Here is a 19,813-nt window from a genome sequence, read left to right on the forward strand (position 1 = left end):
ATTCCGTGGCGACGACGATCTGGCGTCGAACTTTCAAGGCTTGACCCGGAAGATCCTGCAACGCGAGGCCGTGATCGGCGTGGTGGGCATGGGCTATGTCGGCCTTCCCCTGTCGGAGGCCTTCTGCTCGGCGGGCTTTGGCGTCATCGGGTTCGACCTGGACGAGACGCGCCTGGCCAGCCTGTCCCGGGGGTCGTCCTATCTGAGCCACTTCACCAACGCCCGCGTGGCGGCCATGCGCGGACGGGGTTTCGCCGTGACCGCCTCACCGGACGTCCTGGCCGGCGCCGACGCCCTGCTGATCTGCGTGCCGACCCCGATCACCTCGCATAACGCCCCCGACCTGAGCCACGTCGTCGAGGCCGCCGAGACCCTGGCGGCCGTGCTGCGACCAGGCCAGTTGGTCGTGCTGGAGTCGACCACCTTTCCCGGCGCCACCGCCGAGGTGCTCAAGCCGATCCTGGAGCGCTCGGGTCTGCGCGCCGGCCGCGACTTCGCCCTGGCCTATTCGCCCGAGCGCGAGGATCCCGGCAACCGCACCTTCACCACCGCCTCGATCCCCAAGATCGTCGGCGCCGACTCCGAGGCCGAGCGCCGCGTGGCCTGCGCGCTGTACGACGCGATCACCGTCACGGTTCCAGTCAGCGACACGCGCACCGCCGAGGCGGTCAAGCTGACCGAGAACGTGTTCCGGTTCGTCAACATCGCCCTGGCCAACGAGCTCAAGGTCAGCTTCGAGGCCCTGGGCATCGACGTCTGGGAGGTGATCCACGCCGCCCAGACCAAGCCCTTCGGCTACATGCCGTTCTTTCCCGGCCCCGGCGTCGGCGGCCACTGCATTCCGGTTGACCCGTTCTATCTGGCCTGGCGGGCCAGGGCCGAGGGGGCCAGCCTGAAGATGGTCGAACTGGCCGGCGAGATCTCGCGGGCCATGCCCCGACGGGTGGTCGACAAGACGCTGGAGGCCCTGGCCGCGCGCGGCCGCTCGCCGGTCGGCGCCCACGTCCTGGTGGTGGGCGCGGCCTACAAGCGCAACATCGACGACACCCGCGAGACTCCGGCTCGCGACATCATCGAGATCCTGCGCAGCCATGGCGCCCGGGTCAGCTATCACGACCCGCTGGCCCCCGAACTGGTCGTCGGCGACACCCTGATGCTGTCGGTCGACATCGGTCGCGACGCCCTGGCGGGCTTCGACTGCGCTATCATCGTCACCGACCATGACGCGTTTGACTACGCGCGGCTGGTCCGCGAGACGCCGCTGGTGATCGACACCCGCAACGCCACCGCCCAGGTCGACCCCGCCCTGGCCGGCAAGATCGTGAGGGCGTGAGATGACGAACCCGGCTCCAGCGGCCCGACCACCCGCCTGGGCCCACCCCTCGGCGGAGGTCGAGGCCGGCGCGGTGCTGGGCGCCGGCACGCGGGTCTGGCGGTTCAGCCATGTCGCGACCGGGGCCCGGATCGGCCAGGACTGCGTGATCGGCCAGAACGTGACGATCGGTCTCGGCGTGGTGCTGGGCGACCGCTGCAAGGTGCAGAACAATGTCAGCCTCTATGCCGGCGTCGTGCTGGAAGACGGCGTGTTCTGCGGTCCCAGCTGCGTGTTCACCAATGTCGCGACGCCCCGGGCCGAGATCGACCGCAAGGCCGAGTTCCGGTCCACGAGGGTGGGGCGCGGGGCGACGATCGGGGCCAATGCGACGATCGTCTGCGGCCACGACCTGGGCGCCTGGTGCCTGATCGCCGCGGGCGCGGTCGTCACCCACGACGTGCCGCCGTTCGCCCTGATGGCCGGCGTGCCCGCCCGCCGGGTCGGCTGGGTCAGCCATGCCGGCGAGGTGTTGGGCGAGGACCTGGTCTGCCCCCGCACCGGCGACCGCTACGCCGAGCGCTCCGGGGCGCTGCGGCGAGTGATCAACCTGTCGGGTTTCGGCGACGACCCGCCCGGCGTTTCCAGCGAAGAACAGTCGGCGAGCGTCGGATGAAGCGGGCCCTGGTCATCGGATCGGAAGGCAATATCGGCAAGCCGCTGGCGGCGCACCTTCGCAACCAGGGCTGGGCGGTGCTGTGCGCCGACATCAAGCCGGGCTGGCGCAGGGACTACCTGCAAGTCGACATCAACCAGCCGGCCGACCTGATACCGACCCTGCGCTGGAAACCGGACGTGATCTTCGCCCTGGCCGCCGTGGTCAGCCGGGTGACCTGCGAGCAGGCCTCCAGCCTGGCGGTCGGCACCAATCTGGGCGGGCTGAACAATGTGATCCTGCTGGCCCAGGCCGCCGACGCCAGGCTGGTCTATTTCTCGACGTCCGAGGTCTATGGTCCCACCGACGGGCCGATGGACGAGGTCGCCACGGTCCCCCGGCCCAACAACCGCTACGGCCTGACCAAGCTGCTGGGCGAGCAGTTGGTCGACTACGAGGTCGCCCAGCACGGCCTGCGCGCGGTCACCCTGCGGCCGTTCATGATCTATGACGAGAACGAGGACTTCGGCGACCACCGCTCGGCGATGATCCGTTTCGCCCACGACCTGGCGCGGGGCCGTCCCATCGAGGTGCATCGCGGGAGCGCCCGGGGCTGGCTGCACATCTCCGACGCCGTGCGCGCCATCGAGGCGGCGGCGGGGATCGACGAGCACGCAGTGATCAATATCGGCCACCCGGACGTCACGCCGATCCAGGACCTGGCCGAGGGCCTGCGGGCGCGCCTGGGCGCCGCGCCGTCGCTGGTCACCCTGAACGACCTGCCGGCCCGGATGACCGCCGCCAAGCAGCCCAGCCTGGCGCGCATGCGCGACCTGCTGGGCGTGACGCCGAAGGTGTCGCTGGACGAGGGCTTGGACCGCGTGGCGGCGCGGGTGCGGGCTCGCTTGGCCCAGGGCTATCTGGAGCCGTCGGCGTGACGACTGGCGCTCCGGGCCGCCTGCTGACCGTGGTCGGTGCCCGGCCGCAGTTCGTCAAGGCCATGCCGGTCAGCCGCGCCATCGCCCGGACGCCCGGCCTGGTCGAGGTGATGGTCCATACCGGCCAGCATCACGACTCGGCGTTGTCGGACAGCTTCTTCCGCGAGCTGGACCTGCCCGAGCCGATCGAGAACCTGGGGATCCACGGCGGCACGCACGGCGAGATGACCGGACGGATGCTGGCGGCCCTGGACGGGGCGATCGCCCGCCACGCCCCGGGCCTCGTGATCGTCTACGGCGACACCAACTCGACCCTAGCCGGCGCCCTGGCGGCGGCCAAGGCCGGCGTGCCGGTGGCCCATGTCGAGGCGGGCTTGCGAGTCTTCGACCGCACCATGCCCGAAGAGACCAACCGCGTGGTCGTCGACCACGTGAGCCGGCTGCTGTTCGCGCCGACCCGCGCCGCGGTCGGCCACCTGAAGCGCGAGGGGCTGGTCGAGGGCGTCCACCATGTCGGCGACGTGATGCAGGACGCGGTCTTGGCCATGGCCGCCTTGTCCGACCGCGGCGAGAGCGTGTTGCGCCGCTTAGGCCTCACCTCCGGCGCCTATGCGGTCGCCACCCTGCACCGGGCGGCCACGACCGACAGCGCCGCCAGCCTGGCCGCCGCCGTGGGCTATCTGCGCCAGCAGGCCGCCCGCCTGCCCGTGGTTCTGCCCCTGCATCCGCGCACCCGCGAGGCGGCCAACCGCTTCGGCGTCGACCTGGCCGGCTTGAGGATAATCGAGCCCCTGGGCCCGATCGACATGCAGCGGCTGCTGGCCGGCTGCGCCCTGGTGCTCACCGATTCCGGCGGCCTGCAGAAGGAGGCCTATTTTCATCGCAAGCCCTGTGTCACCCTGCGGGACGACACCGAATGGAGCGAGACGGTGGAGGCGGGCTGGAACCGGCTGTGGACCGTGAGCGACTATCGGCCTCGGCGTGAGATCGACGACTATGGCGCCGGCGACGCCGCCGAGCGGATCGTCGCGACGATCGCCCGCTTCGTCGCCGAAACCCACGACACGCCGCGCGCGACGACCGGAACCCGCCCATGAAGGACACCCACGACCGTCCCCGCGCGCCGCCGTTGCCCGGGCACGACGCATTGCCGGACGAGGCGACCCAGGGTTCGCTGGCGAGCGAGGCGCGGCCGCTGAGCATTCTGCTGGCCTGCAACTACGACCCCGCCAACGCCGCCACGGTCTGCGACCACATCAACGCCTTCGTCCGCTATTCGCGTCACGAGGTCCGCGTGCTCTCGCGCGTCGGGGAAATCTTCGACGGCGTGAAGCTGGAGACCTTCGACGCGGTCGTGATCCACTATTCGCTGTTCCTGGCGATGGAGACCTTCGTGGGGCCGCGCTCGCGCCGCGCCCTGGCCGCCTTCCGCGGCGCCAAGGCGGTGTTCATCCAGGACGAATACCGCTTCGTCAACGCCACCCTCGATGCGCTGGAGGCCTGCGGCGTGGACCTGGTCTTCACCTGCCTGGGCCCGGCCGAGGCCGAGCGAATCTACGGGCGCGTCAGCGGGCTGGGCACCCAGCAGGTGCTGACCGGCTACGTGCCGCACTGGCTGACGCACTATCCGCCCATTCCCCTGTCGGCCCGCAAGACCATGGTCGGCTATCGCGGCCGAACCTATCCGGCCTGGCACGGCGAGCAGGGACGCGAGAAGGTCCGGATCGGCAAGCTGTTCAAGCGCGACGCCCCGCGGTTCGGCCTCTCGACGGACATCGCCTGGTCCGAGCGCAGCCGGCTGTACGGCCGCGACTGGGTGAAGTTCATCCGCAACTGCCAGGCGGTGCTGGCCGTGGAGAGCGGCGCCAGCGTGTTCGACTTCGACGGCGCGGTGGCCGCCCGCACCGAAAGCTTCGCCGCCTTGGTCGAGCGCCCGCACCCGATCCCCGCCCTCGCCAAGAAGCCGTCCTACGAGATGCTGCGCGACCGGTTCTTCGCCGGACGGGAAGACCAGATCGACATCGCCCAGATCTCGCCCAGAGTGTTCGAGGCGATCGCCTTGCGGACCCTGGTCGTCGCTTATCCCGGACGGTATTCGGGCGTCCTGGAGCCGTGGCGGCACTATGTCCCGCTCGACAAGGACCATGGCAACATGGCGCAGGTGGCGGCGGTCCTGCGCGATCCCGAGCGGGTCGCCGAGATCATCACCAACGCCTATGCCGAGATCGCCTTGAACCCGGCCTACGGCTACGGAACGATGATCGCGCTGTTCGACGCCCGGATCGCGGAAGCGGCGGCCGGTCGGCCGGGCGCCGAGATCGACGAGCGCGCCGACGCCAAATTCCGCAGGGCCTTTCCGTTCACCCCGGTCGACAATCCGCACGAGATGCGGCGCCCCGGCCTGGCGCGCCGGCTGGCCGGACGGATCGTGCATCGCCTGGGGCTCGGCGAACTGGCCGTACGCCTGCGGCGACGCCGAGGCCGAAAGGCTCTGGAGTCGTAGGCTTGGCGCTCTAGCCGACGCGGATCCATCGCCGCAGGAACGGCAGGCGCGCCAGCGCCCGCAGCGGCGCGCGCACCGCCGGCGGCGCCGCGAGCCAATGCGCCTCGACGACGATCAGCGCCCAGACGCACCGATCCCGCAGCCCCAGAAACAGCCGCAGCCCCCAGGCGCGCCTCACGCCAGCACCTGGTCGGCGATGTCGCGCACGACCGCGCGCCAGCTGTAGCGGCCGGACGCCACGATCTCCCCGTAGGCCCGGTCGGCCATCGCCTGGGCGTGTCGCGGGTCCCGGCTGCGGTCGAGGGCCGCATCGATGTCCGACAGGTCGCGGCGCACCGCCTGGTAGTGGACGCCGGCCTCGAGCACGCCGCTGTAGTCGCCCTCGACCAGCACCTGGAAGGTTCGGGTCGCGACCGCCTCCAGATGGCGCGGCGACATGGCGCGGATCTCGGCCTCCGGCGGCAGCACGATGGCCGATGCCGGCGGAGTCCATCCCTCCATCGCGGCCAAGGCCATGTCGCGGGTCGGCAGCTCGCCCGCCGGATCGACCAGGGACGAGCCGCCCTCGACCCCGACCACCGCGCGGCTGGCGCCCAGCAGGCGGATCCAGGCCTCGCCGGCCAGCCGACGCTGGCCGTCGACCGCCACGTCGGCGCGGTGGCCGCGCGCCAGGGCCCAGGCCTCCGCCCGCAACCCGACCTCGCGCTTGAGTCGACCCATTTCGCCCAGCCAGACCGGCGTGTCCCAAGCCCGGTAGCTGACCGCGATCGGCCGCCCCGCCAGGTCGCCGGACGTCCGCCGCATCAGGACGTCGTCGACATAGGCGGTCAGGAAGCGCCTCAGGGCGTAGGGCCGGTGTTCGATCGGATAGACGCTGTCCCACAGCGCCGGCTCCAGCGCGGTCAGCAGCAGGTCGACCCGCGTCTCGGCCAGCACGTCGCGCAGCGCCTGGAGTCCGAGGAACTCGTCCAGCGGCGCGGCGACGCGTCGGGCCCGTGCGGGAACCGCGTCCATCGCCCGCCGCAATCCCTCCAGGCCGGTGGCCGTGTAGCGCGCGGCCAGGGCCGTGGCGTCGATCACCACCAGGTCCGGGTCGAGGCCAGCGATCCAGGCTGGATTGAACGGAAATCCGATGTTGAGGACCGTCACGGGCCCCGGGAAACAGGCCTTCCAGGCGAAGATGCGCTGGTGCTCCCAGCGGCGCATCGGCCACTGGCCGCGCCAACTGTACAGGACCAGGGCGGTCGGACGCTTCGCCATGTCCGGCGGACTAGGCGAGGCGGGGCCCGACCGGGCCTTCGACCGCGAGACGCACGGAGATGGATCGCGAAGGCATCGACGCCGTCCTAACGGAAGCGCCTGGCGCGCTCGCCCGAGCGTCGGCGGCGTCGGCGGTCGCTGTCAACGCCTAAGGCTGTCGCCCCTGGGCGGCGCGCAGGGTCTCGGAGGGCGACTCGCCGAACATCGCCCGATAGGCGCCCGAAAAGCGGCCCAGCTCCCAGAAGCCCTGGTCCAGCGCCGCCTGGGTGACCGTGGTCGGCCGATCGCCGGCGTCCAGCAGCCGGGCCCGGGCCGCCGACATGTTCTTCAGACGCAGATAGGCCTTGGGGCTGATGTCGAGCAGATCGTGGAAGGCGCGGTACAGCGTCCGGCGCGAGATGTTCAGGGCCAGGCAGATGTCCTCGATCTGCACGGCCTGGCGGGCGCCGCCGCTTTCCAGGAAGTCCTCGGCGCCGCGCACGATGCGGGCGGCGTTCAGCACGCCCTGCCGGCGGCCGCCCTCGGCCTTGACCGCCGCCAGGGCCGTCAGCACGCCATCCAGCAGCTCGTTACGAAGGAACGCCACGGCGCTGCTCGGAACGCCTCCGCCCAGGGCCCGCAGCAGGCTGGAACAACCCTGCAGCACGCGCTTGCAGGCGGCCCGCGCCTCGGGCGGCGGCGAATAGATGGCCGGCTCGGTCCAGAAGCCGGGGTCAGCCAGCCATTCGAAGGCCTCGGCCCGCTGCATCACCAGCCCCCACGGCGCGGTGACGACGGCATAGGCCAGGCGCCCCTGGAACCGTCCGTCCAGCTCCCTCCCCGGCGGAATGGCGACGATGTCGCCCTCCTCGATCCGATGGCCCCATTGATTGAGCACGCCCTCCTGCTCCATCACCGAAACCAGGCTGAACGCCTTCTGGGCCATGACGCCCCGGACGCGCAGATCGCCGTCGAACGCCCCGGCGTCGAAGCCCATGTCGCCCAGGTTCGCCCGCAGCAACTGGCCGCGGCAGGGTTGCGGCGTCAGCTGGGTGACCGACAGGTCGCGCCCGGCGGCATGGGCCCAGACCTCGTGCGGACCATGGGTGTCGCGAACCAGGACGTGGCCCAGCGAGACCGTCCCCGCCGGAGCCCCGAACGACCGCCGCTCGTCCAGCGTCCCCGCGACCAATCCATGCTCGGATGGATCGCCGTCGCCTGGCTCGATCGCCGCGGCCTGCCGCCAGCCGCTGTTCGCCCAGGATCGAGGCCGAGGGTCCTTGTCGCTTTCATTGTCCATCGGACATCTCCTGGCGGGGCAAGCGATCAAGGGCCTCCAGACCCTGACCGTTGAGGCGACCGCGCCTGTCCTCAAGCCCGATTCGCCCTTTGACGATGCCACGGCCGACCTGTGTTGTAAGTAAGGTGAAACCACTAGAAAGCATCGAACCAACAGATAAAATTACAACTTTTCCAATGGTTTAGCTTGGTAACCAAGTTTTAGGTATAGTTAATTTCGCGTTATTCATAAATACATAAAATTAACAGGCATAGAGGCGATATTGGCACTCTCCGCATAGCAACCGGAGAAATTCCGAAGAAAAATGAGGATGAGGCTGGGCCACGGAGGACTCTATGGTTCGTCAAACATGGAAGGAAATGGCGATCTTCGGAAAACGGAATCTCGTGGAGACAGCGGGCGGCGCGCGTGAACGCGATCGCCTGGCGCAGGCCTTGCGCGACATGAAGGCGGCCTGCGACGGCGAACGGCGGCAAAGACGCCAGATCGCCGAAAGCGGCGCCCGCCAGCTGAGTCGCGCCCAGGCCGTGCTGCGCGAGGCCGAGACCCGCCAGCGCGAGGCCGAGGCGGCGCTTCGCCGGGCCCGGCGGATGGCGGCGGTCGGCTGGATGGCCGCCGAGGCCTGCCGCGACATGACCGCCCTGCACGCGGTGGCCGCCCGGGCCCTGACCGCGTCCCGCGAGCGCCTGCAGGGCGACCACCGGACGGTCAACGAGATCGACTGGGCCCTGGGCGGCCTGAACCAGGCCGAACAGATGCTGGAGCGGGTGACCGCCTATCTCGACGCCCGCCGCGAGAACGGCCCGTGCGCCCACATCGACGGGCTGCTGGCCGGACACTGAGGCGCGGCATGACCGACGAGCCTCAGGACATGCCAAGTTAGGATGTCATCCCGGAAGCCTCGCAGAGGCTGTCCGGGACCCAGGGGACTGGGCTGATGCGGTGCGACCGGCCTGGATCCCGGACAGCGCTACGCGCTTCCGGGATGACAACAGCTGGGAAAGCTCAAGTCCCGAACGTCACGCCTCGATGTCGACGTCCTTGGTTTCCTTCAGGAACAGCACGCCCACCACGGCGGTTACCCCGGCCACGACGATCGGGTACCAGAGGCCGTAATAGATGTTGCCCGTGGCCGCGACCATGGCGAAGGCCGTGGTCGGCAGGAAGCCCCCGAACCAGCCGTTGCCGATATGGTAAGGCAGGCTCATCGAGGTGTAGCGGATGTTGGTGGGGAACAGCTCGACCAGCATGGCGGCGATCGGGCCGTAGACCATGGTCACGTACAGCACCAGGATCGCCAGCACCGCCACCACCAGCGGTTTGTTGATCAGGGCGTCGTCGGCCTTGGCCGGATAGCCAGCGGTCTTCAGGGCCGCGCCCAACTCCTTCTCCCACGCCGTCTTGCGGGCCTTGAAGGCGGCCTTGTCCAGGGTCTGGCCCGGGAACGAGGCGATGGTCGCCTGGCCGATCTTGACCTGGGCCACCGAGCCGGCCGGGGCCGCCTGGTTGCTGTAGGTGACGCCGGCCTTGGCCAGGTACGACTTGGCCAGGTCGCACGAGCGGTTGAACACCGTCTTGCCCACCGGGTCGAACTGGAACGAGCAGTCGGCCGGGTCGGCCACGACCGTCACGGGGGCGGAGGCCACGGCGGCGGCCAGCTGGGGATTGGCGGCCGTCGTCAGGGTCTTGAACAGCGGGAAATAGGTCAGGGCCGCCAGGATGCAGCCCAGCATGATGATCGGCTTGCGGCCGATCTTGTCCGACAGCCAGCCGAAGATCACGAAGAACGGCGTGCCGATCAGCAGGGCGATGGCCACCAGCAGGTTGGTCGTGCCGCCATCGACCTTGAGCATCTTCTCCAGGAAGAACAGGGCGTAGAACTGGCCGGTGTACCAGACCACCGCCTGGCCGGCGGTCAGCCCCACCAGGGCCAGGATCACGATCTTCAGATTGCCCCACTTGGCGAACGAGTCGGTCAGGGGCTGCTTGCTGCCCTTGCCCTCGTCGACCATCTTCTGGAACGACGGGCTTTCGGACAGTTGCAGGCGGATCCACAGCGACACGCCCAGCAACAGCACCGAGATCAGGAACGGGATGCGCCAGCCGAAGGCCTCGAAGGCGCTGTCGCCGGTCGCCCGGCGGGTCAGCAGGATCACCACCAGGCTGAGGAACAGGCCGAAGGTCGCCGTCACCTGGATGAAGCTGGTATAGAGGCCGCGCCGTCCGGCCGGGGCGTGCTCGGCCACATAGGTCGCCGCGCCGCCGTACTCGCCGCCCAGGGCCAGGCCCTGGACCAGGCGCATGATCACCAGGGCGATCGGCGCGGCGATGCCGATGCTGGCGTAGCTGGGCAGCAGGCCGACCACGAAGGTCGACAGGCCCATCAGCAGCATGGTGATCAGGAAGGTGTTCTTGCGCCCCCACAGGTCGCCCAGCCGGCCAAAGACCAGGGCCCCGAAGGGCCGCACCGCGAAGCCGGCGGCGAAGGCCAGCAGGGCGAAGATGTAGCCGGTGGTCTCGTTGACCCCCGAGAAGAAATGCTTGGTGATGTAGGTGGCCAGCGAGCCGTAGAGGTAGAAGTCGTACCACTCGAACACCGTGCCGACCGAGGCGGCTCCGATGACCAAGGCGTCCTTGCGCCCGACGGCGCGACCGTCCTTGGCGCCCTTCACCGGTTTCGCGGCGTCGCTTCCCATTCGCATCTCCCCCGTCGCCGCTTGCGGCGATCGAACTCTGTTACCGCAACCATCATGACGGGCGTGCGCGGCGTTGGCGAGAGGCTAAACATGAACCGGACGAAAGCCGAAGCGTTGGCTCGGAAGAATCTTCACCGTCCCATCTTGCGGGACGAAACAGGCGGTCAGGACCCTCGATGAGCGTTGTCGCGGCTTATGTCTACAAGGATGGCGTCAGGATCCGCGAGGCGCATCTGGACGAGGACGACGCCCTGGCCACCGGACCGGGCGAGTTCGTCTGGATCGGCCTGTACGAGCCCAACGAGGCCGAGCTGGCCCGCCTGCAGGCCCGGTTCAAGCTGCATCCCCTGGCGATCGAGGACGCGCTGAACGCCCACCAGCGGCCCAAGGTCGAGGTCTATGGCCGCGAGCTGTTCGTGGTGGCCCGCACCGCCCAGCTGGTCGAGGCCCAGATCGCCTATGGCGAGACGGCGATCTTCGTCGGCCAGGGCCACCTGATCACCGTGCGCCACGGCTCGGCCCGGGCCCACACCGAGCTGCGCGCCCAGCTGGAGGCCTCGCCGACCCTGCTGGCCAAGGGCTCGGACTATGTGCTGCACGCCGTGCTCGACTTCGTGGTCGACGGCTACCTGCCGATCGTCCAGGCCCTGGAGGACGAGGTGCTGGACATCGAGCGCCGCACGCTCGAGGCCTTCCTCAGCCATGCCGAGGTCAAGCGCCTGTTCCACCTGCGGCGCGACCTGATCCGCTTCAAGCGGGTCCTGAGCCCCATGGCCGAGGTCTGCGGCCGGCTGGAGCACCTGGACACGCCCTGCCTGGACGACGACGTCCGACCCTATTTCCGCGACGTGCTCGACCACACCCAGAAGGTCGAGGGCATGGTCGACGCCCTGCGCGAGGTGATCACCTCGGTGTTCGAGGCCGCCTCCCTGCTGGAACAGCAGCGGCAGAGCGCCATCACCCGCAAGCTGGCCGCCTGGGCCGCCATCCTCGCCGTGCCGACCGCGGTGGCCGGCATCTACGGCATGAACTTCGAGCACATGCCGGAGCTGCGATGGGCCTGGGGCTACCCGGCGGTGATGGTCGGGATAGTTGGGGTGATCGGGTGGCTGTACTGGCGGTTCAAGAAGAACGGGTGGCTGTAGGGGCGCGGCGGGACGCCTGCATCCACAAACCGTTGTCATCCCGGAAGCCTCGCAGAGGCTGTCCGGGACCCAGGGGACTGGGCTGATGCGGCGCGGTTCACCTGGGTCCCGGACAAGCGCTGCGCGCTTTCCGGGATGACAACTTTTGAGGGAGGAAAGCCTTGAACGAGCGTCCAGCGGCGCCGCCTAGCTCGCCCAGGCTCGCGCCGGGTGCAGGAACCGCCCGGCCTCGGCGCCGTCGCGCAGGAACACCCGCACCTCGGCGGCGTGGCCGGAGGCGGCCAGGCGTTTGGCGAGATCGCGGGCGGCGGCTTCGGCGCGACCGCCGCGTTCGAAGGTGAGGTCGGCCTCCAGGGCCTCGGAACGCACGGCCCAGCCTTGCTCGGCGGGGGCGACGGAAATCAGCAGAGCCATGACGAGCTCCTTACGCAAATCGGATTCAGGGGCGCCGCATCAAGGGCGCGAACGAGCGGCTGTTCGGGCGGCGAACCGGCCCCGAAACGTCGAGGTCAGATCGGCATTCGCCCTACGAGGGGATGACATCGACACATCTTATAGGCTCGCAATTTCACAACTTGACGACATCGGTACGGCCGGAACGCAACTGACGCGAGCCAGAACTCCTGGCCCCCTTTTTAGTTTCTCGGGTCGTTCGACGATCTGCGGGCGGGGTCAGAAAATCTGCCGGGACTCAATTCCTATTGGTTTGATAGGTTTTCATCGGCGACGTCTTTCCCTCCCCTTTAGGCGGCGCCGGCGCGCGTCGCGCGGACCCGTCGGGGGATGGGTGTCCGCGCGACGCGTCTTGGCCTTGCGTCCTTCGAGGCTCGCCTACGGCTCGCACCTCAGGATGAGGAATTCAGCACAGAGCTCCTCATCCTGAGGCGCCCGCGAAAGCGGGCCTCGAAGGACGCAGGGAGTCTCAGCAGTCCGGCGTGTCCAGATGCGCCTTGATCAGCGCCCGGCCCGCGCGCGCCACGACCCGCGCCGGCCCCTGAGCGCCCAGGGTCACCCGCGCGATGTAGGAGCCTTCCATCAGCAGCATCAGGCCGTCGGCCAGGTCGTCGTCCGGCGCGCCGGCCCGCCGGCACAGGTCGACGAGACGCGCGTGGAGCTGCTGTTTGTAGGCCACCGACACCTTCTGGGCCGGATGGTCGGCCTCGTGCAGTTCGATGGCGGCGTTGGACAGCGGGCAGCCGTGGACGTCGGCGTTGCAGGCCTTGGTCTCGAAGGCGTCGAAGATCGCCTCCAGCTGGGCGCGCGGGTCGCCGCAGGTGCAGCCGACGACCTCCTCCCACCAGACCCAGTAGTCGCGTTCCTGCTCGCGCAGCACCTCGGCGACCAGCTCGTCCTTGGACGGGAAGTTGCGGTACAGCGTCATCTTGGTGGCGTCGGCCTCGTGGGCGATCGCCTCGACGCCGACGGCGCGGATGCCGTGCTGGTAGAACAGCTCACGGGCCGTTTCGAAGATCCGGTCGCGGGCCGGACGTTTGGACAACGGGACGCAAACCGGCGCCTCCAGATCGTCCATCTTGCCCCCGCCAGAATTTCTCTCAGCCATTTTCACAGCACCTCACCTTGACGCGAGAGTTACCGGTCAGTATCTCTCACCGCGTGGATGATACCGAACGGTATCGTCGCATACGACTACATCGTCACAGATGGACGTCACGTCAAGCAACAGCAACTGCGACATTTAATCCTTAACCCCGGAACGGAGCGCGAGCCATGCCCCCGAGCGCGAGCCCTCAAGGCCAACACGCCAACGCCTCGCCCGCCAAGGCCGCCTGGCTGGCCGGTCCGGTCCGTTCCCTCCGCAAGCTGATCGGCCAGGGCGCCGACGGTCCGTCCGGTCGGGACTGGTCCGCCTCGCCCAAGGCTCGCCAGAAATCCCGGCGCCCCGTCTGGGAATAAAACAACCGCCGCGTCTCCTCCCCCGCCTCTTTTGTCCGACAGGTACGCCTATGTCCCTCCGCCCCGCCTTCACGTCTTTCGCCGGTCTGGCCGCCATGGCCGTGCTGGCCGCCTGCAGCGCCCAGGCCAAGCAGGAAGTCGCCCCGCCGCCCGCCCAGGTCACCATCACCCCGGTGGCCTTCAAGGAACTGCGCCAGTGGGATGACTTCACCGGCCGTCTCGAGGCCATCGACACCGTCGACATCCGCCCGCGCGTCAGCGGCTTCATCGACGGCGCCCGGTTCGAGGAAGGCGCTCGGGTCCGCAAAGGCCAGGTGCTGTTCCAGATCGACCCGCGCCCCTACCAGGCCGAAGCCAACCGCGCCCAGGCCGAGGTGGCCCGCGCCAAGGCCCAGCTGGACCTGGCCGTGGTCAACCGCGAGCGCGGCCGGCGGCTGATCGAGCAGAACGCCCTGGCCCAGAGCGAGTTCGACCGGCTCTCCGCCGAGGAAAAGGCCGCCCAGGCCAATCTCGGCGCGGCCAACGCCGCCTACCAGACCGCCAAGCTGAACCTGGAATGGACCCGCGTGGTCTCGCCGATCGACGGCCGGGTCTCCAAGGCCGTGATCACCCGCGGTAACCTGGTCACCCCGTCCAACCTGCTGACCACGGTGGTGTCCGACACCCCGATCTACGCGACCTTCAACGCCGACGAGCAGACCTTCCTGAAGTACGCCTCGGCCGAACGCGGCAAGGCCAGCCCCGTCTATATGGGCCTGATGACCGAGGACGGTTATCCGCACCAGGGCCAGCTGAAGTTCATCGACAACGCCCTGGACGCCAAGAGCGGCACGATCAACGGCCGGGCGATCTTCGCCAACGCCGACGGCCGGTTCACCCCGGGCCTGTTCGCCCGCATCCGGATGGTAAGCGACACCTCGCAGACGGTGGCCCTGGCCCCCGACCGCGCGGTGGCCACCGACCTGGGCAAGCGCTACGTCGTGGTGGTCGGCGCCAACAACAAGGCCGAGTACCGCCCGGTCGAGATCGGCCCGCTAGCCGGCAACCTGCGCATCATCCGCACGGGCCTCAAGCCCGGCGACCGGGTGATCGTCGGCGGCCTGCAGAAGGTCAAGCCGGGCGACACCGTCACCCCCGTGGTCGTCAAGACCGACCTGTCCTCGGACCTGTCGCAGTTCGAGAGCGGTCCCCAGCGGGTCGCGATGATCAACAGCGTCGGCCAGAACTAAGTCTTCCCTGAAATCGCCCGCTTCGGACCTTCCGAGGCGGGCGAAAGCGAGCGCTCGACGGCGCCCAACGCCCCCTCCTTGCCTCCTCCCCGGACGCCTCCCATGAATTTCTCAAAGTTCTTCGTGAACCGGCCGCGTTTCGCCGCCGTGCTCTCGATCGTCATCTTCATCGCCGGGTTGGTGGCTCTGCCGCGCCTGCCGATCTCGGAATATCCCGAGGTGGTGCCGCCGACCGTGGTCGTGCGCGCCGCCTATCCGGGCGCCAACCCCGCCGTCATCGGCCAGACCGTCGCCGCCCCGCTGGAGCAGGCGATCAACGGCGTCGAGGGGATGATCTACCAGTCCTCGCAGTCGGCGTCGGACGGGGCGATGATCCTGACCGTCACCTTCGCCCTGGGCACCGATCTCGACAAGGCCCAGGTGCAGGTCCAGAACCGCGTCGCCCAGGCTCTGCCGAAGCTGCCCCAGGAGGTGCAGCGCATCGGCGTGACCACCGACAAGGCCTCGCCCGACCTGACCCTGGTCGTGCACATGATCTCGCCCAACAACCGCTACGACATGCTCTATCTGAGCAACTACGCGCAGCTGAACGTGCGTGACCGCCTCAAGCGCGTCGACGGCGTGGGCGACGTGCAGATCTTCGGGGCCGGCGCCTACTCCATGCGGGTGTGGCTGGATCCGGAAAAGCTGGCCTCGCTGAACATGACCGCGGGCGACGTGGTCAAGGCCCTGCGCGAGCAGAACGTCCAGGTCGCCGCCGGCCAGCTGGGCGCGCCGCCGACCGACATGGGCTCGGACTTCCAGCTGTCGATCAACGCCCCCGGCCGCCTGACCGACGAGGAGCAGTTCCGCGACGTCATCATCCGCTCGGGCGACAACGGCGAGATCACCCACCTGGGCGACGTGGCCCGGGTCGAGATGGGGGCCAACAACTACGCCCTGCGCAGCCTGCTCGACAACAAGTCGGCCGTGGCCATGCCGATCTTCCAGCGCCCCGGCTCCAACGCCCTGGCCATGGCCGCCGAGATCAAGAAGACGATGAAGGAGCTGAAGAAGGAGTTCCCCGAGGGCGTCGACTACGAGATCATCTACGACACCACCGCCTTCGTGCAGGAGAGCATCAACTCGGTCATCCACACCCTGGTCGAGGCGATCATCCTGGTGGTGCTGGTGGTGGTGCTGTTCCTGCAGGGCTGGCGGGCCTCGATCATCCCGCTGATCGCCGTGCCCGTCTCGCTGATCGGCACCTTCGCGGTGCTGCTGATGCTGGGCTTCGGCCTCAACGCCCTGACCCTGTTCGGCCTGGTGCTGGCCATCGGCATCGTCGTCGACGACGCCATCGTCGTGGTCGAGAACGTCGAACGGAACATATCCAACGGCCTCGAACCGGCGGCGGCCACCCGCAAGGCCATGAGCGAGGTCACCGGACCGATCATCTCCACGGCCCTGGTGCTGTGCGCGGTGTTCATCCCCACCGCCTTCATCAGCGGCCTGTCGGGCCAGTTCTACCGCCAGTTCGCCCTGACCATCGCCATCTCGACGGTGATCTCGGCCTTCAACTCCCTGACCCTGTCGCCGGCCCTGGCCGCGGTGCTGCTCAAGAGCCACGACGCGCCCAAGGACCGCTTCCAGAAGCTGATCGACGCGGCCCTGGGCTGGCTGTTCAACCCGTTCAACCGCTTCTTCGCCAAGGCGTCCAACGGCTATGTCCGCAATGTCGGCCGCACCCTGGGCAAGTCGACCGCGGGCCTGGTCGTCTACGGGATCCTGCTGGCCCTGACGATCGGCGCCTTCATGAAGACGCCCGGCGGCTTCGTGCCGCAGCAGGACAAGGCCTATGTGGTCGCCGTCGTGCAGCTGCCCGATGCGGCCTCGCTGGACCGCACCGAGGCGGTCATCCGCCAGATGGGCGACATCGGCACGAAGGTGCCGGGCATCCGGCACTCGGTGGCCTTCCCCGGCCTGTCGGCCAACGGCTTCATCAACAGCCCCAACTCCGGCGCGGTGTTCTTCACGCTCGACGACTTCAAGGACCGCAAGGACAAGTCGATGTCGGCCAACGCCATCGTCGGCCAGCTGAACGCCAAGTTCGGGGCCATTCCCGACGCCCAGATCGCGGTCTTCCCGCCGCCTTCGGTGCAGGGGCTGGGCACGATCGGCGGCTTCCGCATGCAGATCGTCGACCGCGCCGGCCTCGGCCCCGACGAGCTGAACAAGCAGACCCAGAACCTGATCGACAAGGCCCGCAAGAATCCGGCCCTGGCCGGGGTGTTCTCGACCTACCAGGTCGGGGTGCCGAAGATCGAGGCCAATATCGACCGCCAGAAGGCCCGCGCCTCGGGCGTGTCGCTGACCGACCTCTTCGAGACCATGCAGGTCTATCTGGGCTCGCTGTACGTCAACGACTTCAACCGCTTTGGCCGCACCTACGAGGTCAATGTCCAGGCCGACCAGAAATTCCGCCTGCAACCGGAACAGATGCTGCGCCTGCAGACCCGCAACGGTCAGGGCCAGATGATCCCGCTGGGCGCCTTCGTCAGCTTCAAGGAGGCCACCGGCCCCGACCGCGAGAGCCACTACAACGGCGTGCTCACGGCCGAGATCAACGGCGGCCCGGCCCCCGGCTACTCGACGGGCCAGGCCCAGAAGGCCCTGGAGGACCTGGCCAAGCAGGAGCTGCCCAACGGCATGGGCTACGAGTGGACCGAGCTGACCTACCAGCAGATCCTGGCGGGCAACACGGCGGTCTACATCTTCCCGCTGTGCGTGCTGCTGGCCTTCCTGGTGCTGGTCGCCCAGTACGAAAGCTGGAGCCTGCCGCTGGTGGTCATCCTGATCGTGCCGATGACCCTGCTGTCGGCCCTGGCCGGCGTGCTGCTGACCCATGGCGACAACAACATCTTCACCCAGATCGGGCTGATCGTGCTGGTGGGGCTGGCGTGTAAGAACGCCATCCTGATCGTCGAGTTCGCCAAGGAACGCGAGGAGCACGGCGACACGCCGATGCAGGCGGTGCTGGAGGCCTGCCGCCTGCGGCTGCGGCCGATCCTGATGACCTCGATCGCCTTCATCATGGGCGTGTGGCCGCTGGTCGTCAGCCACGGGGCCGGCGCGGAGATGCGCCGGGCCATGGGCGTGGCGGTGTTCTCCGGCATGCTGGGGGTGACGGTGTTCGGCCTGGTCCTGACCCCGATCTTCTACTTCGTCATCCGCCGCAACGCCGCCCGCCGGGCGGCCCTGAAGGCGGCCAAGAAACCGACGACCGACGCCGTGGAGGCGCACTGATGCTTGCTTCGATCCAACCCCGTCAGCCCGGCTGGCGCAGCCTGAAGGTCCAGCTCGGCCTGTTCGCCAGCATGCTCCTGCTCTCGGCCTGCGCCGTGGGCCCCGACTACAAGACCCCCGTCCAGGCGCCGGTGGTGCTGCAGAACGCCCCGGCCGGGGCCTTCTCCACCGCCAATCCCGAGGCCCAGTGGTGGAAGGCGTTCAACGACCCGGTGCTCGATGATTTGATGGGACAGGCCCTGGCCGGCAACCTCGACATCCGCGTCGCCGTCGCCCGGGTGGACGAGGCCCGCGCCCTGTTCAAGGACGCGCGCCTGGACCAGCTGCCGCGGGTCACCGCCGACGGGTCCTATACCAAGAGCGACCAGCAGCAGCCGGGCTCCAACGGCCAGCGCGTCGAGAGCGAGACCTACCAGGCCGGCTTCGACGCCGGCTGGGAGATCGACCTGTTCGGCCGCGTCCGCCGGGGCGTGGAGTCGGCCCGGGCCGAAGCGGGGGCGGCCCAGGCCGACCTGCGCGACGCCCAGGTGACCATCGCCGCGGAAGTCGCTCGAAATTACCTGGAACTGCGCGGGGCCCAGGCCCGGCTGGCGGTGGCCAACCGCAACCTCGACACCCAGCGCGAGACCCTGCGGCTGACCCAGGTGCGCTACAACGCCGGAGCCGGCAGCCCGATCGACGTGGCCAGCGCCCAGGCCCGGCTGAACGCCACCGAGGCGGCGATCCCGGCGCTGATCACCGCCGAAAAGCGGGCCAACTACCGGCTCTGCGTCCTGGCGGGCAAGCGGCCGGGCGAGCTGGACGCCACCTTGACGGCCAAGACCGACGCCGAGGTCACGCCGCTGATCGCCGCCCTGCCGATCGGCGAGGCGTCCGACCTGCTGCGCCGGCGCCCCGACGTCCAGGCCGCCGAGCGCCGCCTGGCCGCCCAGACCGCCAAGGTCGGGGTGGCCACGGCCGACCTGTTCCCCCGCGTGCGGGTCAGCGGCTTCATCGGCTTCCTGTCGGGCTCGGCCTCGGGCTTCGGCAACGCCGCCAGCCAGGCTTGGTCGGTGGCCCCCTCGGTGTCCTGGCCCGCCCTCGACCTGGGCGGCGCGCACCAGCGGCTGAAGGCGGCGGAGGCCCGCAACGACGCCAGCCTGGCCGTCTACGACCAGACCGTGCTGCGGGCGCTGGAGGACCTGGAGACCGCCCTGGTCGCCTATCGCCAGCAGCAGGCCCAGCTGGTCAGCCTGACCAACCAGGCCGCCGCCTCCCGCCGCGCCGCCGAACTGGCCCGCATCCAGTACAAGGAAGGCGGCATCGACTTCCTGGTGCTTTTGGATGCCGAGCGCACGCTGCTGGCGGCCGAGGACTCGCTGACCGTCGCCGAGACCGGCGTCAACACCAACGTCGTGGCGATCTACAAGGCGCTGGGCGGAGGGTGGACGAGCTAGGCGGTGGACTGCAGCCGTAAAAGTTATCCACAGGATCACCATTCAATCCGTCATCCCGGGCCTCGTTGTTCAGTCCGGGGACATCCCTGACAGGTGTTCGGGGAGATAGCTGACACATCATCATTGGCAGGATTGGCTCGAAAGGAGGGCGGTCCATGCCT

At 69.0% G+C, this 19,813-nt stretch carries 17 protein-coding genes; 11 read left to right on the plus strand and 6 right to left on the minus strand.

Annotated elements, in window-relative coordinates:
• Positions 1-40: 40 nt before the first annotated feature.
• The 5 genes from J2X41_RS23390 to J2X41_RS23410 are packed head-to-tail and all read left to right on the plus strand — an operon-like array spanning position 41 to position 5,408.
• Positions 41-1,333, plus strand: a complete 1,293-nt coding sequence (locus J2X41_RS23390) for a nucleotide sugar dehydrogenase (RefSeq protein ID WP_310086593.1) — start codon at positions 41-43, stop codon at positions 1,331-1,333.
• A 1-nt stretch (position 1,334) separates the two neighbouring features.
• Positions 1,335-1,988 (plus strand): acyltransferase, encoded by a 654-nt coding sequence (locus tag J2X41_RS23395; protein WP_310086595.1) that lies wholly within the window; start codon positions 1,335-1,337, stop codon positions 1,986-1,988.
• Positions 1,985-2,905, plus strand: coding sequence for an NAD(P)-dependent oxidoreductase (locus tag J2X41_RS23400; RefSeq protein WP_310086597.1), 921 nt, complete (start codon positions 1,985-1,987; stop codon positions 2,903-2,905). Before J2X41_RS23395 ends, J2X41_RS23400 begins: the two co-directional genes overlap by 4 nt.
• Positions 2,902-4,002 carry a non-hydrolyzing UDP-N-acetylglucosamine 2-epimerase gene (gene wecB / locus J2X41_RS23405; protein WP_310086599.1) on the plus strand — a complete coding sequence of 367 codons (1,101 nt, stop codon included), beginning with the start codon at positions 2,902-2,904 and terminating at the stop codon, positions 4,000-4,002. Before J2X41_RS23400 ends, wecB begins: the two co-directional genes overlap by 4 nt.
• Positions 3,999-5,408: a hypothetical protein gene (locus J2X41_RS23410; RefSeq protein ID WP_310086601.1), complete on the plus strand. Its 1,410-nt coding sequence runs from the start codon at positions 3,999-4,001 to the stop codon at positions 5,406-5,408. Before wecB ends, J2X41_RS23410 begins: the two co-directional genes overlap by 4 nt.
• Before the next feature lie 10 nt (positions 5,409-5,418).
• On the opposite strand, the gene J2X41_RS23415 is transcribed toward J2X41_RS23410, so the two are convergent.
• The 3 genes from J2X41_RS23415 to J2X41_RS23425 form a co-directional block, all read right to left on the minus strand.
• Positions 5,419-5,586, minus strand: a complete 168-nt coding sequence (locus J2X41_RS23415) for a hypothetical protein (RefSeq protein WP_310086603.1) — start codon at positions 5,584-5,586, stop codon at positions 5,419-5,421.
• The gene (locus J2X41_RS23420) at positions 5,583-6,668 is read right to left on the minus strand and encodes a hypothetical protein (RefSeq protein WP_310086605.1); all 1,086 of its coding nucleotides are present in this window, start codon (positions 6,666-6,668) and stop codon (positions 5,583-5,585) included. Before J2X41_RS23420 ends, J2X41_RS23415 begins: the two co-directional genes overlap by 4 nt.
• 148 nt (positions 6,669-6,816) lie before the next feature.
• A complete protein-coding gene (locus tag J2X41_RS23425) occupies positions 6,817-7,947 on the minus strand; it encodes a helix-turn-helix domain-containing protein (protein WP_310086607.1) in 1,131 nt (376 codons plus the stop codon).
• A 386-nt stretch (positions 7,948-8,333) separates the two neighbouring features.
• Between J2X41_RS23425 and J2X41_RS23430 the strand changes: the two genes are divergently transcribed.
• Entirely contained in the window at positions 8,334-8,789 is a 456-nt protein-coding gene (locus J2X41_RS23430) for a hypothetical protein (protein ID WP_310086609.1), read from the plus strand.
• A gap of 177 nt (positions 8,790-8,966) precedes the next feature.
• Here the strand turns inward: J2X41_RS23430 and J2X41_RS23435 are convergent, their stop codons facing one another.
• A complete protein-coding gene (locus tag J2X41_RS23435; protein WP_310086611.1) occupies positions 8,967-10,643 on the minus strand; it encodes an MFS transporter in 1,677 nt (558 codons plus the stop codon).
• Between the two features lie 176 nt (positions 10,644-10,819).
• On the opposite strand from J2X41_RS23435, the gene corA reads away from it, so the two are divergent.
• On the plus strand, positions 10,820-11,788 hold the full coding sequence (corA, locus tag J2X41_RS23440) for a magnesium/cobalt transporter CorA (RefSeq protein WP_310086613.1): 969 nt from the start codon (positions 10,820-10,822) through the stop codon (positions 11,786-11,788).
• A 186-nt stretch (positions 11,789-11,974) separates the two neighbouring features.
• Here corA and J2X41_RS23445 read toward each other — a convergent pair whose 3' ends face one another.
• Complete coding sequence (locus J2X41_RS23445) at positions 11,975-12,202, minus strand: DUF2188 domain-containing protein (RefSeq protein ID WP_310086615.1); 228 nt, start codon at positions 12,200-12,202, stop codon at positions 11,975-11,977.
• Between the two features lie 508 nt (positions 12,203-12,710).
• Positions 12,711-13,349, minus strand: coding sequence for a TetR/AcrR family transcriptional regulator (locus tag J2X41_RS23450; RefSeq protein ID WP_404979979.1), 639 nt, complete (start codon positions 13,347-13,349; stop codon positions 12,711-12,713).
• 167 nt (positions 13,350-13,516) lie between these two features.
• On the opposite strand from J2X41_RS23450, the gene J2X41_RS23455 reads away from it, so the two are divergent.
• The 4 genes from J2X41_RS23455 to J2X41_RS23470 all read left to right on the plus strand — a co-directional run bounded on the left by J2X41_RS23455 (position 13,517) and on the right by J2X41_RS23470 (position 19,652).
• The gene (locus J2X41_RS23455) at positions 13,517-13,702 is read left to right on the plus strand and encodes a hypothetical protein (protein ID WP_310086619.1); all 186 of its coding nucleotides are present in this window, start codon (positions 13,517-13,519) and stop codon (positions 13,700-13,702) included.
• Positions 13,703-13,752: 50 nt separating this feature from the next.
• Complete coding sequence (locus J2X41_RS23460; protein WP_310086621.1) at positions 13,753-14,931, plus strand: efflux RND transporter periplasmic adaptor subunit; 1,179 nt, start codon at positions 13,753-13,755, stop codon at positions 14,929-14,931.
• 102 nt (positions 14,932-15,033) lie between these two features.
• Complete coding sequence (locus J2X41_RS23465; RefSeq protein ID WP_310086623.1) at positions 15,034-18,216, plus strand: efflux RND transporter permease subunit; 3,183 nt, start codon at positions 15,034-15,036, stop codon at positions 18,214-18,216.
• Positions 18,216-19,652 (plus strand): efflux transporter outer membrane subunit, encoded by a 1,437-nt coding sequence (locus J2X41_RS23470; protein ID WP_310086626.1) that lies wholly within the window; start codon positions 18,216-18,218, stop codon positions 19,650-19,652. The genes J2X41_RS23465 and J2X41_RS23470 overlap by 1 nt, the downstream gene beginning before the upstream one ends.
• Positions 19,653-19,813: the final 161 nt, after the last annotated feature.

The organism is Caulobacter sp. BE254, from assembly GCF_031457295.1.
Lineage (GTDB): Bacteria > Pseudomonadota > Alphaproteobacteria > Caulobacterales > Caulobacteraceae > Caulobacter.

Bases quoted from the DNA above. Each gene is read 5' to 3' on its own strand.
- J2X41_RS23420 (WP_310086605.1), bottom strand. From the start codon at position 6,668: ATGGCGAAGCGTCCGACCGCCCTGGTCCTGTACAGTTGGCGCGGCCAG.
- J2X41_RS23425 (WP_310086607.1), bottom strand. From the start codon at position 7,947: ATGGACAATGAAAGCGACAAGGACCCTCGGCCTCGATCCTGGGCGAAC.
- J2X41_RS23465 (WP_310086623.1), top strand. From the start codon at position 15,034: ATGAATTTCTCAAAGTTCTTCGTGAACCGGCCGCGTTTCGCCGCCGTG.
- J2X41_RS23460 (WP_310086621.1), top strand. From the start codon at position 13,753: ATGTCCCTCCGCCCCGCCTTCACGTCTTTCGCCGGTCTGGCCGCCATG.
- corA (WP_310086613.1), top strand. From the start codon at position 10,820: ATGAGCGTTGTCGCGGCTTATGTCTACAAGGATGGCGTCAGGATCCGC.
- J2X41_RS23395 (WP_310086595.1), top strand. From the start codon at position 1,335: ATGACGAACCCGGCTCCAGCGGCCCGACCACCCGCCTGGGCCCACCCC.
- J2X41_RS23470 (WP_310086626.1), top strand. From the start codon at position 18,216: ATGCTTGCTTCGATCCAACCCCGTCAGCCCGGCTGGCGCAGCCTGAAG.
- J2X41_RS23435 (WP_310086611.1), bottom strand. From the start codon at position 10,643: ATGGGAAGCGACGCCGCGAAACCGGTGAAGGGCGCCAAGGACGGTCGC.
- J2X41_RS23450 (WP_404979979.1), bottom strand. From the start codon at position 13,349: ATGGCTGAGAGAAATTCTGGCGGGGGCAAGATGGACGATCTGGAGGCG.
- J2X41_RS23400 (WP_310086597.1), top strand. From the start codon at position 1,985: ATGAAGCGGGCCCTGGTCATCGGATCGGAAGGCAATATCGGCAAGCCG.
- J2X41_RS23445 (WP_310086615.1), bottom strand. From the start codon at position 12,202: ATGGCTCTGCTGATTTCCGTCGCCCCCGCCGAGCAAGGCTGGGCCGTG.
- J2X41_RS23455 (WP_310086619.1), top strand. From the start codon at position 13,517: ATGCCCCCGAGCGCGAGCCCTCAAGGCCAACACGCCAACGCCTCGCCC.
- J2X41_RS23410 (WP_310086601.1), top strand. From the start codon at position 3,999: ATGAAGGACACCCACGACCGTCCCCGCGCGCCGCCGTTGCCCGGGCAC.